The organism is Epilithonimonas sp. JDS (genome assembly GCF_021261315.1).
In the GTDB taxonomy this organism is placed as follows: domain Bacteria; phylum Bacteroidota; class Bacteroidia; order Flavobacteriales; family Weeksellaceae; genus Epilithonimonas.
Genome location: NZ_JAJSAX010000001.1, coordinates 1391593 through 1403955, shown reverse-complemented (window position 1 = coordinate 1403955; position 12363 = coordinate 1391593). Strand labels below are relative to the sequence as shown.

At 35.8% G+C, this 12363-nt stretch carries 15 protein-coding genes; 9 read left to right on the top strand and 6 right to left on the bottom strand.

All coding sequences use genetic code 11. The features are described from left to right. The first annotated feature begins 190 nt into the window (after positions 1–190). Entirely contained in the window at positions 191–583 is a 393-nt protein-coding gene (locus LUD75_RS06640) for a hypothetical protein (RefSeq protein WP_232704868.1), read from the top strand. A gap of 55 nt (positions 584–638) precedes the next feature. Here the strand turns inward: LUD75_RS06640 and LUD75_RS06635 are convergent, their stop codons facing one another. The 4 genes from LUD75_RS06635 to LUD75_RS06620 are packed head-to-tail and all read right to left on the bottom strand — an operon-like array spanning position 639 to position 3350. Further along, positions 639–1385 (bottom strand): LytTR family DNA-binding domain-containing protein, encoded by a 747-nt coding sequence (locus LUD75_RS06635; RefSeq protein ID WP_232704867.1) that lies wholly within the window; start codon positions 1383–1385, stop codon positions 639–641. Between the two features lie 41 nt (positions 1386–1426). After that, complete coding sequence (locus LUD75_RS06630; protein ID WP_232704866.1) at positions 1427–1729, bottom strand: 2TM domain-containing protein; 303 nt, start codon at positions 1727–1729, stop codon at positions 1427–1429. Further along, entirely contained in the window at positions 1710–2015 is a 306-nt protein-coding gene (locus LUD75_RS06625) for a 2TM domain-containing protein (protein WP_034973720.1), read from the bottom strand. The genes LUD75_RS06630 and LUD75_RS06625 overlap by 20 nt, the downstream gene beginning before the upstream one ends. Positions 2016–2030: 15 nt before the next feature. Further along, positions 2031–3350 carry a 2TM domain-containing protein gene (locus LUD75_RS06620; protein WP_232704865.1) on the bottom strand — a complete coding sequence of 440 codons (1320 nt, stop codon included), beginning with the start codon at positions 3348–3350 and terminating at the stop codon, positions 2031–2033. Between the two features lie 189 nt (positions 3351–3539). Between LUD75_RS06620 and LUD75_RS06615 the strand changes: the two genes are divergently transcribed. The 5 genes from LUD75_RS06615 to LUD75_RS06595 all read left to right on the top strand — a co-directional run bounded on the left by LUD75_RS06615 (position 3540) and on the right by LUD75_RS06595 (position 7955). Continuing rightward, a complete protein-coding gene (locus LUD75_RS06615; protein ID WP_232704864.1) occupies positions 3540–3737 on the top strand; it encodes a hypothetical protein in 198 nt (65 codons plus the stop codon). Positions 3738–3940: 203 nt separating this feature from the next. Continuing rightward, positions 3941–4981: a PA0069 family radical SAM protein gene (locus LUD75_RS06610; RefSeq protein ID WP_232704863.1), complete on the top strand. Its 1041-nt coding sequence runs from the start codon at positions 3941–3943 to the stop codon at positions 4979–4981. A gap of 18 nt (positions 4982–4999) precedes the next feature. Continuing rightward, a complete protein-coding gene (locus tag LUD75_RS06605) occupies positions 5000–5815 on the top strand; it encodes a zinc-dependent peptidase (RefSeq protein ID WP_232704862.1) in 816 nt (271 codons plus the stop codon). A 57-nt stretch (positions 5816–5872) separates the two neighbouring features. After that, the gene (gene menD / locus LUD75_RS06600; protein ID WP_232704861.1) at positions 5873–7537 is read left to right on the top strand and encodes a 2-succinyl-5-enolpyruvyl-6-hydroxy-3-cyclohexene-1-carboxylic-acid synthase; all 1665 of its coding nucleotides are present in this window, start codon (positions 5873–5875) and stop codon (positions 7535–7537) included. 7 nt (positions 7538–7544) lie between these two features. Beyond that, positions 7545–7955 (top strand): hypothetical protein, encoded by a 411-nt coding sequence (locus tag LUD75_RS06595; RefSeq protein WP_232704860.1) that lies wholly within the window; start codon positions 7545–7547, stop codon positions 7953–7955. Here the strand turns inward: LUD75_RS06595 and LUD75_RS06590 are convergent. After that, positions 7952–8578, bottom strand: coding sequence for an aminotransferase class IV (locus tag LUD75_RS06590; RefSeq protein WP_232704859.1), 627 nt, complete (start codon positions 8576–8578; stop codon positions 7952–7954). The two genes, LUD75_RS06595 and LUD75_RS06590, sit on opposite strands and share 4 nt — an antisense overlap. Continuing rightward, positions 8562–9533: an aminodeoxychorismate synthase component I gene (locus LUD75_RS06585; protein ID WP_232704858.1), complete on the bottom strand. Its 972-nt coding sequence runs from the start codon at positions 9531–9533 to the stop codon at positions 8562–8564. The genes LUD75_RS06590 and LUD75_RS06585 overlap by 17 nt, the downstream gene beginning before the upstream one ends. 209 nt (positions 9534–9742) lie before the next feature. Here LUD75_RS06585 and LUD75_RS06580 point away from each other — a divergent pair, with 209 nt between their 5' ends. From LUD75_RS06580 to LUD75_RS06570, 3 genes are all read left to right on the top strand, one after another. Beyond that, the gene (locus tag LUD75_RS06580) at positions 9743–10450 is read left to right on the top strand and encodes a hypothetical protein (RefSeq protein ID WP_232704857.1); all 708 of its coding nucleotides are present in this window, start codon (positions 9743–9745) and stop codon (positions 10448–10450) included. 71 nt (positions 10451–10521) lie between these two features. Then, positions 10522–11256 (top strand): beta-carotene 15,15'-monooxygenase, encoded by a 735-nt coding sequence (locus LUD75_RS06575; RefSeq protein ID WP_232704856.1) that lies wholly within the window; start codon positions 10522–10524, stop codon positions 11254–11256. Between the two features lie 12 nt (positions 11257–11268). Further along, on the top strand, positions 11269–12360 hold the full coding sequence (locus LUD75_RS06570; protein WP_232704855.1) for an AI-2E family transporter: 1092 nt from the start codon (positions 11269–11271) through the stop codon (positions 12358–12360). Positions 12361–12363: the final 3 nt, after the last annotated feature.

Here is a 12363-nt window from a genome sequence, read left to right as displayed (position 1 = left end):
ATAAACAGAATTAAATAATTGAACAGGCTTCGCGGAATTTTCGTGAAGCCTGTTTTGTCTATACAATGTTTACGTTCGTCGATACAAAACCGAGTTCTATCTATAACCACTAAACCACGATGAATAAAGGAATGTTAATTGTTCAGTATCACTCAACAAAAACATTTTTTAACATGTAAACTTATTTATTATGAAAAAATTATTAGTAGTCGCAGGTTTATTTGTAGCATTAACGATAAACGCACAAGAGAGACAAGACAGAGGTCAAAGACCAACAGCAGAACAGCGAATGAAAGAGTTTGACAACTACAATCTAACGCCTGCACAGAAACAAAAGATACAGGCGCTTTACAAAGACCGGGAAGCAAAGTTTGCAAAAAACAGACCTCAGGGCGAAAAAGGCCAAAGAACGCACGATTCTAAAATGAAGGCGAACTTTGAAAAAGACAGAAAAGATTTTGATGGAAAGGTTCAGAAAATCCTATCAAAAGACCAATATGCAAAGTTCCAGGCGAATCGCAAAGAACATCAGAAAGGTGGCTTTAGAAATGACGGACAAAGACCGGAGCGCAAGAAAGCTTAATTACAATCAAATTTAAATAGTAAAACCTTCAGAAAATCTGGAGGTTTTTTCACTTCTAATTTCCTGCCAACCAATCTTTAAAATCCTTTACTCTATCACGACTTACCGTAATTTCTTCGTCTGGTTGGAACTCCAAATCTACTTTGTAATTCGGGGAAGTGTGAATGTTTTTGATATAATCCGAGCTGATAATGAATTGTCTGTTGACACGGAAAAATTTGGATGGTTCCAAAACATTTTCCAATTCGTCCAATGTAAAATCTGTTGGAAAATTACGTTCTTTGGTTTGAAGATAAACGATTTTATTTTTGCTGTAGAAACAACTGACTTCATTGATGGAAACCACTTTCAAATTATAACCAATTTTGACCAAAATCCGGGAAAGCGTTGCTTGTTCTTTTTTAACGATTTGTCTGATTTCCTGTGAATTAACAGCGCCTTGCTCTGGTAAAAAAGATTTGAATTTTTCAATTGCTTTTGCCAAATCTTCTTCTTCAATAGGTTTCAGAAGATAATCGATGCTGTTGAGTTTGAAAGCCTTCAAAGTATATTGGTCAAAAGCCGTTGTGTAAATGATAAAAGCCTTCGTAGAAACTTTATCAAAAATATCAAACGACAATCCATCGCCGAGAACGATGTCCGAAAAAATCAGTTGCGGATGTTCATTTTCCTTAAACCATTCGACTGACTCCTCCACAGAATTAAGGCTTGCAACTACTTCTAAATCAGAAAACAAACCCAATAATTTCTCGAGTCGTCTGACTGCCGGTTTTTCGTCTTCGATGATTATCGTTCTTATCATTTTTATAGTTTATTTTATTTGATTCGAAATTAGGTAAATTATTATTGTTCTTTGTCCATTAATTCCCGGATTTTTCGCTCTTCCCAATTTTTTCCGAGAACGAATTGAGGAACGAAAACACTCATTGCGTGGGCTAACAAACCAATTCCCCAGAAGAACAAGGTGATGAAATTTTCCCATTTGAAATAACTTTCGCCAGGTTTCAAATCTTGAATATTAATGAACACAATTAGAAGATTTACAAGAACATAAATCGTCAAATGGATGTAAAAACCTTTCAGCTTTTTCACTCTTTTCTTAGCTTCAAGGTATTTGATTTCGTTTTTATCTTTGATAATTTCCATCGTTTTGTTTTTTGAGTTCTTTATTAATCATATCATTTTCCCAATCGGAGTTGAAGAAAAACAGCTTAATTCCTTTGATTGCGAGAATCAATCCCCAGATGATAAAAATCCAGGAAACTTGCATCTCTCCAAGGTTTTGCGGAAATCCGTGTTTGAAAAATTTAATTCCATAAACGATTCCGAAGACAATTGCAAAAACCAAGATTCCTGTATAGAATTTTTTGATTTTTCTGACTCTTTCCACGGCCACTTCGTAACGCGGATTTTGTTTATTGATATGTTCCATTGTTATCTGTTTTAGTTATTTCTGATTGTTCATTATCTCCTGAATCTTTTTTTCTTCCCAGTTTTTACCGATGGCAAAAACGTTCATTCCGTGCGCTGCCAATCCAATTCCCCAGCCCAACATTGGCCAGTAGAACCAGATTTCTCTAGGCGACGTGATGAGATTGATAATGACCAAAAAAGGAATCACGATGCAATAGGAAATTAAATTTCCGTAGAAACCTTTCAGTTCTTTTACTCTTTTTACCGCTTTTTCGTAAGCTGCATTTTCTGTGGTTTGTGAGGTGTACGTTGTCATTTTTTGTGAGTTTTTTTCTATTAATATTGGTATTTTGACTTTGAAGTTTTCTTCTGATTTTTCTATATAAACATTGTCTTTGGTCAAAAGTGCATATCGCTGAACGATGTTTGACAAGCCGATTCCCGCGCTTTCCGTAAGTTGTTCTCTGACCTGAAGATTATTTTCGATTGAAAGAAACTTTCCTTCTGTGAAGACTCTGACATTCAATGGTTTTGATGATGTGGCGAAATTATGTTTGATGCAATTTTCTAATAATAATTGTAATGAAAGTGGCACAACTTGTTTTTGCAAATCGTCGGGATTGATGTCAAACGTGAAATTCACGCTATCTTCAAATCTGGTTTTCAGAAGGTTGCAATAAATTTTAGCAAACTCTATCTCATCCTCTACTTTTACCATTTCCTTGTCCTTTTGTTCTAAAACATATCGATAGATTTTCGACATCGATGTTGTGAATTTTTGCGCCTGTTCCGGATTTTCATCAATCAAAGCTGTGAGAACATTCAGAGAATTGAAAAGAAAATGCGGGTCCAATTGATTCTTCAAAGATTCGAATTGGGCGTTGGCAGATTTGGCGATGAGTTTCTGTTCTACGACTTCTTTTTTCGAAGTTTTTTTCAGCTCTTCCATAAAACCTTTCGCGTGAAGGAAGGCCGAAATCATCAACGCAAAATTTATCATAAACCAAATGCTAAAAGTGTATTTTTTGGAAAAGATATCTTCTGCAGTGGCTACTTTTTGGATGACGACATAGTTCAAATAAGTACACAAATAAACCATAATGAAGTTGACAATCAATGTTGCTACGATTCCAACAATGGTTCTAAGCCTCGTCTGTTCGGCCCACGATAGTTTTTTATTAAGAAAATCATTTACAAAACCATTACTCAAGCCTAATCCGAATGCATACATTGCAGAAATCAGCAAGTTGTATCCAAAGTTTTCCAAAGTCTTTTCATTTGAGAAAAAAGTGAAGAAAAAAATGGATGAGCCAAGTGTAATCCACGAGAGTGTTATTAATGATTTCTTATTCATATTTTAATTTCTTGTGTTCAAAATTAGGACAGAAAGAAAAGTTAGGCAATTATATATGACCGAATTGTTAAAAAAACCGACTGAACTGTAAAAACTGCCGTTCAGAATCTTAAATTTTTGATAAGATTGAGCTTGGCAAATCAAAAAGGAACATCTTTTGCTGGGAAAAAATTATTAATCTTTAAGAATATGAAGAGAAACGTAGAAATCATCTTTGCCGGAATCTTCGGGACAGCAGCTGTTCTGGGAGTTTTGCTGGCGAAAAAGTATTTAAGAAACAGAGTTTACAACAGCGATTATTCTGACCATCATCTATTATTCGGGAATTCTAAGAGAAGTCCTTATGCAGCGGCGGATGACGGCGTAGAGTTGGACGCATTTTTATAACACACACTATTTTAATTATACAGATTTCCGGTTCTCACGAGCCGGATTTTTTTGTGGAAAACTTTCCGGAATTTTAAGAGAGATTTTATTTTTCAAATGATAATTTTGAAATTATTCTCTCGCTGATTTTGCAGATTGAGCAAATTATTTCTCATTGAAAATCTGCGAAAATCACTTAAATCTGCGAGAAAATTAAAACTCCAATGTCAGATTTCATCCCAAAAGGGCAAGGCGCTCAACGAAATGTCGTCAACAAATTTGACCGATTCACACACGAACCGGAAGATTTTGAATTGGATTTAATCAAAACACAAGTCACAGAAGTTTTCCCGAAAAGCATCATCAACGTCATCAAAAGTCCAGACCTGATGATGGATTATTCTATGAATCCGTACCAAGGTTGCGAGCACGGCTGTTCCTACTGTTTCGCCCGACCGACTCACGAATTTTGGGGTTACAGTGCAGGCGTTGATTTCGAAAGAAAATTGATGGTCAAGAAAAATGCGTCGGAACTTTTGGAGAAAACCTTTCAGAAGAAATCTTACGTTCCGAAAACCATTATGCTTTCTGGCAACACAGATTGTTATCAGCCGATTGAAAGACAATTTGAAATCACAAGAAAACTACTTCAGGTGTGTTTGGATTACAGACATCCGGTTTCCATCATTACCAAAAACGCTTTGGTTCTGAGAGATATTGACATTCTCGAAAAAATGGCGGAGAAAAATCTGATTTCCGTTTCGCTGAGTATTCCGACAATCAACGAAGAACTTCGACGCGTGATGGAACCACGAACTTCAACCGCAAAAAATAAACTGAAAGCCATCGAAGTTTTATCATCGAAAAACATTCCCGTGAATGTGATGATTGCGCCAGTCATTCCGGGTTTGACGAGCGACGAAAGTCTCGGCATAATGAAAGCCGTTTCCGAAGCTGGTGCGAGAAGTTGCGGTTACACTTTGGTCAGATTAAATGACACGGTTGAACCCGTTTTTATTCAATGGCTGGAAACCCATTTCCCCGAGAGAAAAGACAAAGTATTGAATCTGATTCGCTCGATGCGAGGCGGAAATCTTGGCGAAAAGCGGTTTTTCCAGCGTTATCAAGGTGAAGGGAATATTGCAGAGATGATTCATAAAACGTTTGAAATCGGGAAGAAGAAATTTTTCAGCAACAAGGAAAGAGCAAGTCTTACAATTGAACATTTTACAGGAAGTCGGACGCAACAATTGCGATTGTTTTAGTAATTTTTAAGAAAAAATTTGAAATACATCTATATTATTTTCGCTACCTCTTCTCTTTCTCTGATTTTATTTAGAGCATTTTTTGAGCCGATGTTTTTAACGATTTTCAAAAGACCGCTATTTAATCATTTTTCCTTGTTCCCAAAATCCTTATCTGATAATGACCGCTACTTTTTAGAAAAAGAAATTCGGTTTTATAAAAGACTAAAGCCAAAATTTAAAAGGTCATTTGAAAATAAGATAAGGCATTTTCTTAAATCATATCCAATTATCGAACAAGATAATCTCACACTTTCCCAGCAACAAAAAATCCTGATTGCTGCAACATTTACTGAACTGACCTTTGGAATGAATGTCAAACTTCAGGATTCTTTTGACAAAATAATTGTTTATCCAAACGCTTATTTTTCTACAATCAATCAGGATTTTCATAAGGGCAAATTCAATGCAAGACAAAAAACAATCGCTCTTTCCTGGGAAGATTTTTACCACGGTATCAAAATTTCCAATGACAATATCAATCTTGGAATTCACGAGTTTACGCACGCTATTTTGCATCAGGCAACCAAACCAAAAACCAACACATTCGATTATGTTCTTTTTGAAGACGAACATCGCAAAATTCTAAAACTACTCAAAGATGAAAAATATATGAATTCTATAAAGGATTCCGGATTCTTCCGCAAATATGCATTCGTAAATTCGAAGGAATTTATTTCAGTAGTGATGGAATATTTTTTTGAAGACCCGAAAAGTCTGAAAGCCAAATTTCCTGACTTATATCAAAGATTGAAAACAATGCTGAACTACGATGAGAATTGTTTTAGCCAGTAGATTCTTTTAATTAAATTTGCAGCACAGAACACAAATTTGCCAAACAAATTCCCCCTAATGAAGCAATATTCCGCCAAACGCAGCATCCAAATTCTCGCACATATTCTTGAACAATACGGCATCGACAAAATCATCATTTCTCCAGGTTCCAGAAATGCGCCTTTGTCGATTCATTTTTCTGAGATTGATGCGTTCCAATGTTACAGTATTGTGGACGAAAGAGCGGCGGCTTTTGTTGGATTAGGCATTTCAAAATCAATCAAAAAACCTGTCGCAATCACTTGTACGAGTGGTTCTGCAGCAACCAATTATTATCCTGCTGTTGTGGAGGCTTTTTATCAGAATATTCCACTTTTGATTTTGACAGCGGACAGACCTTCAGATTTTGTTGATTTGTTTGATGGACAGACGATTCGTCAGAAAAACCTTTTCCAGCAGCATTCTTACGGCGATTTTGAATTGTTGGAAGACGAGAAAGATGGCGCAGATGACCACAACTTCGAAACCATCAAAAAAGCGGTTGAACTTTGCATCGAAAAAAGCGGTCCGGTTCACATCAACATTCCTTTGACAGAGCCACTTTACAACTTGGTTGATGAATTGCCTGTTTTGCCAGTTGTCGAAAAAACAATTCAGAAAAAAGCTTACGAACTTCCGACAAACTTGGTTGCAGATTGGCATACTTCCAAACGAATTTTGATTCTTGCCGGAACATTGGCGCCAAGCCCGGAATTGCAAGCGCAACTTTCTCAATTGGTTAAAAATCATACGGTTGTAGTTTTGACTGAAATGAATTCCAATCTTCAACACGAGAAATTCTTCGCTCACATCGACCGATATATCACAGATTTTACTGAAGAAGATTATAGAACTTACGCACCCGATTTGTTAATTACAATCGGACAAAATGTAGTTTCAAAACGGGTAAAACAATTTCTTAGAAAAGCAAAACCTGCACAGCATTGGCACATCGATGAGTATTGGCAGCCAGACACTTACTTTGCTTTAACTCAAAAAATTGAAACGAAAGCTGAGATTTTCTTCTCCAAATTATTAAAATCCATCAATCTCGAGCCAAGACCATTTTTCAATCTTTGGGACGTTTTGAAGGACAAAAAAGATGCGAAACATGAGGAATATTTGCATAAAGCACCTTTCTCAGATTTCTATCTTTTCAATCAGTTATCCAATCATATTCCTGAAAATTACAAGATTCATTTTTCCAATTCTTCAGCGATTCGATATGCGCAATTGTTTGATTATCAGAAGCACGACGTCTATTGCAATCGAGGAACCAGCGGAATCGACGGTTGTACTTCTACCGCAATGGGATTTGCGATGATGGAAGATGAACCTACGATTTTGATTACAGGAGATTTGTCGTTTTTCTACGACATCAACGGACTTTGGAACCAATATATTCCGCCGTACACAAGGATTGTGATTTTCAACAACGGCGAAGGCAATATTTTCAAAATCATTCCCGGACCAAGCGGAACCAACGCTTTGGACGAGTTTATCGCTACAACGCATCACAGAAATGCAGAACTGTTGGCAAAGAATTTCGGTTTTGATTATACGAAAGTGGAAGACGAAATTACGCTTGACCGCGTTTTACCAAACTTCTTCAAACCCAATCCGAAACCAAAGATTTTGGAAGTAATGACTTCTGAATGTAATAATGCGGATATTTTGAAGCAGTATTTTGTGGAGTTGAAGTAACAATCATATGAAAAACATAATTCTCTGTTTTATCCTTCTTTCATTTCTTGGTTTTAAAAGTAAAAATAATCTAAAGTGTGAAGATTTTCACATTGGTAAATTTGAACTTATTAATAAAACTGATAATAGAAAATACATTTTGCAAAGACAAAAAACTTTTCAATCTGAAGAGACTTTCGATTTAAAAACAGGAAAGAAAATAGGCGATAAACGATTTTACAACTTAAAGTGGATGAATGATTGCGAATATATTCTGTTAATTGATACTTTGAAAAGTAAATTTGATGAAGATGACATTTACATTAATTCAAATGGCGGCTTGAGATGTAGAATAAATGAAATCAAAAGTAACTCTGCGACTATTATAACTTCTTTCCATGATAATTCAGTAAAATCCGTAATTTCAAAAATAAACTAAAACTCCAAATCCGTTTCCTCTTTCGGCAGATTGATGATTTTCTCAATCGGATAAATAAACATTTCGTCAAAATCGTTCATTGCATTAATCAATTGAAAATGAGAAAATTCTTTGATATTTTCAATTGTAATTTCGGTTTGTTTAATTTTTTTCGAGGCCAATAAACTTTGTCGCATTACGCCATTCAGAAGATAAGTTTTCGGGGTGAACCAAATTTTATCTTTTAGAAATAGGAGGTTGGAATAAGACGTGTCTGTAATTTGATTTTCTTTGATGATGATGATTTCTTCGGCGCCACGTTTTTCTTTTAATTTTTGAAATTGTATTCTGTCGGCTGATTTGAAGCTGTAATCAATTTCGTTATCAGTCACCAATTCGAAATCATCGTGTTCCGAAATGGCGTGCGGAAGAATTTGCGTTTTGAAATTATTCTCCAAATCATATTCGATTCTGAATTTGTAAAGTCCGTCTTCATCGTGTTCCAGATTCAGGAATAAGCTTTTGATATCTATTTTACATTCTTTTCCGAAATTGGAAAATGTGTCGTTCATTCTTTTCTGATGAAGTTCTGTCAGGAAGATTTTCTGGTCTTCCACTTTGATGCTTTCAATAAATCGGGACATAAATTTTGTTTTTCATTTCTTCGTATTCGCTTGTCAACTCGCTTTGGTGCGTGATTCCGCCACCGCTTTTGAAAAAAAGTTTTCCATTTTCTTTTTCAATAAATCTGATCATCACACAAGAATCAAGATTTTTCCCATCAAAGTAACCTGCAATTCCGGTATAAAAACCTCGGTCATATTTTTCAGCTTCGAGGATGATTTCCAATGTTTTCGGTTTTGGAGCACCGAGAATTGAGCCGGCTGGCAATAGTTTTTGGAGAATAGAACCAATTTTGTTTTGAAATTGAGGTTTTATTTCGCCTTCGATTTCGGAACTCATTGCGAGAAGGTTTTTTTGTTTTGTCTTGATGAAATCGATCCTTTGAAAATCCTTGACTCGCACATTGTTGGCCACCATACTCAAATCGTTTCTCAGCAAATCGACGACTGTGTAATGTTCTGCTTTTTCCTTCGGATCGTTTTTCAAAATGTTTTCTGCATCTTCGATTTCCGCGTCTATTGTTCCTTTCATTGGATGCGTAAAAATCTTGTTATCAATGATTTCGATGAATGTTTCTGGCGAAAAACAGACGAATTTATCTGGAACTAAAATTTTATATTTGGCTTTTGAGAATTTGAAAATATCTTCCAAAGTCAAGTTGGTTTCAATTTCGGTTTTTCGGGTGTAATTGGTAAGATAGGAATTTCCTTTTTTGAGATTTTCCTGGACAATTTCAAATCCTTTTTGATAATCTTCTAAAGTTTCCGGGAATGATTTCCATTCGAAGTTTGGAATTATCGCGTGTCCATTATAAACGTTTGTAACATTCGGGAAATCAATTAATAAACTATTATTTTGAATTTCATTTTTAGTGAAAATTCTGACTTCATCCACCAAAAAATTGATCAGGAAAAAAAAGGGTTCTTTTCTTTCTGACAAGTCATCCATTCTTTGAAACTGGGGATTCTGAAACATTTAACAAAAGTATAGAAAAGTCTTCTATTAAGACCAAATCTTAAAAGAAGATAGAATCCCGCAGCCTACTTCGACAAGCTCAGTATAAACTTTTGAGTGGATCCCGATATAAAATCGGGAGGGAGCGGAAGGCGGAAAAAGCTGCCCAAAATAAAATCATCAATTTCGATAGTCGTTAATTAATGGTTACTTTTGCAAAAATTTTGAGAATGACGACGCCAAAACCGGAGATTGGAAAAATACTGACAGAAGCATACGAATACTGGATGAGAACTTTGCCGTTTCAGTTTTTGTTTTGTGTGATCTACTTTTCTGTGACGATGTTTGCGGGCTCTTTTGCGTTCCGATATTACGGACTTTTTGAAGAAATCCAGAAATTTCAGGGCTTAATTTATACTGACAGCAAAGCTTTTTTGGACAAATATACCGCGCTGATGCAGACTGATAATGCTGTTCTGTTTCTGCAGGTGATGATTGTGATCAAAGCAGTCATTTTCCCTTTGAACATTGGCTTCCTTAAAATCTATAGAAAGCTGGATTTGGGAGAAAAGCCGGAAACTGGCGATCTTTTTGCGGGTTTCCAAGGGCATTATTTCTTTTTGTTTGTGATCTATTCTCTGGCTTGGAGTATGATTAATAATTTTCTTTCTGTTTTCACTTTGATATGGATTCCGATGATGCTATTCATCCCGGCGTTGATGTTTTTCAAAGGTTTTAATTATTTTCAGTCTTTTCAGGTCAGCGTCAGGACTTTCCAGCAAAATTTCATCCTGATTTTTATCGCAATGATCGTTTCTATTCTGTTTTCTTACTGCGGATTTATTATGTTTTTCTTCGGAATTTTCATCACATTTCCGTTTTGGAATGCGATGATCTACGTCCTTTACAAGCATTTGATCGCGGATTTTGAGGAATAATTGTCTTTGAGTTAATTCAAGTCAAGGATTTTTTGTGTAGATTTGAATATAAACTTCAAAATCAAACTACTATGGACAATTTTAATGAATTCGATTCTCCGGCCAATGTGCCAACGAAGGAAACGGGAAGCATTATTTCGCATGCTTTAGAAATTTTCAAGAACACCTTTTTGTACTGTTTTCTTGCTGTTGTGATCTACTTTTTATTAAGTTATTTGATTCAGCTTTTAACAGGTTTCAACACCACCCTGTTGATGGAAGATATGAGAGAGCGTGGCGGTGATTTCACTTATACAGACATTATGAGTACGCCTGGATTTGCAGCGTATAGTGGCGTTTCGTTCTTTGTAGGATTGCTTTTGGCGCCTATTTTTGTAGGTTTAATTTACATTGCCAACAAATCAAATTTCAAACAATCCATTTCGGTTTCGGATTTATTTTTTGCTTACAAACAAAATTTTCTAAATATTGTCGTTTATGCATTAATTACTCAGATTCTTCTGACGATTGCGTTTCTGATGTGCATAATTCCGGGAATTCTTGTTCTTCCTTTTTTCATGTTAGGTTATCCAATCATTATGTTTGAAAATCTTGGTGCGATAGAAGCGCTTAAAAAATCTTTCAGTATTGCTCAGCAAGATTATGGCACGCTTTTACTTACAGCATTATTAGCTGGACTTATCAGTATTGCAGGCCTTGTACTTTGTTGTGTGGGAGTTTACCTTACAATTCCATTCGTTTATATTGCAATGTACTCTACTTACTGCGCTTATCTGGGAGCTCCAAGACAGTTAGAACAAAAATAAACTATAAAATATATGTCAGATTCCGGTAAACCTATCGACTCCATTGTTATAAAACAAGTGGCTTTAATTCTTTTAATCTGCGTTTTCGTAGGATTGATTTGCTGGAATCTGGCGTTATTTATACCCTCATTTTTAGGAGCAGTTACGCTTTATATTGTCTGTAAAAAGTACAACTATTATCTCGTTGAAGAAAAAAACTGGAAGCCTTGGGCTGCAGCTTTGGTTCTGATGTTTGTATCATTGGTTGTTCTGATTCTTCCTGTTTATTTTATTGTTGATATGCTCGTAGCCAAAGCCGGAAATGCACAGGCTTATATGGAGAAGTTCAATATATTTCTGGAGAAGATTCATCAGTTTATCTATTCCAAAGTGGGTTTTGATATCCTGAGCAAAGAAAATATCACTAAAGTTACTAATTTTGCAGGAACACTTTCTACAAAAGCTTTGAGCACAACGGTAAATACATTTACAGTCATTGTTTCAATGTATTTTATTCTGTATTTTATGTTTGTAAAAGCACGGTTGTTTGAAAGAATCGTTGCTAAAGCAATGCCTTTTAAGAGATCAAATACGCAAATGCTTGGCGATAAATTCACCAAACTTGTTTTAGCAAATGCCATTGGGATTCCAGTGGTTGCGATTGGACAAGGTGTTGTTGCCCTCATTGGTTACTGGATTTTTGGCGCACCAAGTGCGATACTTTTATTCGCTCTGACGGCCGTCGCATCTATGCTTCCGGTTGTAGGCGCCGCAATTGTTTATGTTCCTGTCGGCATTTTTATGATTGCTGAAGGTAATTCCGGAGGTGGAATTGGCGTTTTAATTTATGGACTTGTGGTAGTTGGGTTAACCGATAATTTACTGAGATTTACACTACTGAAAAAGCTGGAAGACATTCATCCATTAGTCACGGTTTTCGGGATTATTATGGGTATGAATATCTTTGGGTTTATGGGATTAATCTTTGGTCCGATCTTAATGTCAATCACGGTTTTACTGATTCAGGTTTACAGAGACGAATTTTCTGATGAAGACACGCCGCCATCTTTGCAAATCCCAAATGATGACGATGAACTTGACAATAAAATTGATCTAATAGTTTAAATA

Coding starts and splice junctions, on each gene's coding strand:
- LUD75_RS06585 (WP_232704858.1), bottom strand. CDS start 9,533: ATGTTTCAGAATCCCCAGTTTCAAAGAATGGATGACTTGTCAGAAAGA.
- LUD75_RS06625 (WP_034973720.1), bottom strand. CDS start 2,015: ATGGAACATATCAATAAACAAAATCCGCGTTACGAAGTGGCCGTGGAA.
- LUD75_RS06610 (WP_232704863.1), top strand. CDS start 3,941: ATGTCAGATTTCATCCCAAAAGGGCAAGGCGCTCAACGAAATGTCGTC.
- LUD75_RS06630 (WP_232704866.1), bottom strand. CDS start 1,729: ATGGAAATTATCAAAGATAAAAACGAAATCAAATACCTTGAAGCTAAG.
- LUD75_RS06575 (WP_232704856.1), top strand. CDS start 10,522: ATGGACAATTTTAATGAATTCGATTCTCCGGCCAATGTGCCAACGAAG.
- LUD75_RS06580 (WP_232704857.1), top strand. CDS start 9,743: ATGACGACGCCAAAACCGGAGATTGGAAAAATACTGACAGAAGCATAC.
- LUD75_RS06595 (WP_232704860.1), top strand. CDS start 7,545: ATGAAAAACATAATTCTCTGTTTTATCCTTCTTTCATTTCTTGGTTTT.
- LUD75_RS06620 (WP_232704865.1), bottom strand. CDS start 3,350: ATGAATAAGAAATCATTAATAACACTCTCGTGGATTACACTTGGCTCA.
- LUD75_RS06635 (WP_232704867.1), bottom strand. CDS start 1,385: ATGATAAGAACGATAATCATCGAAGACGAAAAACCGGCAGTCAGACGA.
- LUD75_RS06640 (WP_232704868.1), top strand. CDS start 191: ATGAAAAAATTATTAGTAGTCGCAGGTTTATTTGTAGCATTAACGATA.
- LUD75_RS06570 (WP_232704855.1), top strand. CDS start 11,269: ATGTCAGATTCCGGTAAACCTATCGACTCCATTGTTATAAAACAAGTG.
- LUD75_RS06590 (WP_232704859.1), bottom strand. CDS start 8,578: ATGTCCCGATTTATTGAAAGCATCAAAGTGGAAGACCAGAAAATCTTC.
- menD (WP_232704861.1), top strand. CDS start 5,873: ATGAAGCAATATTCCGCCAAACGCAGCATCCAAATTCTCGCACATATT.
- LUD75_RS06615 (WP_232704864.1), top strand. CDS start 3,540: ATGAAGAGAAACGTAGAAATCATCTTTGCCGGAATCTTCGGGACAGCA.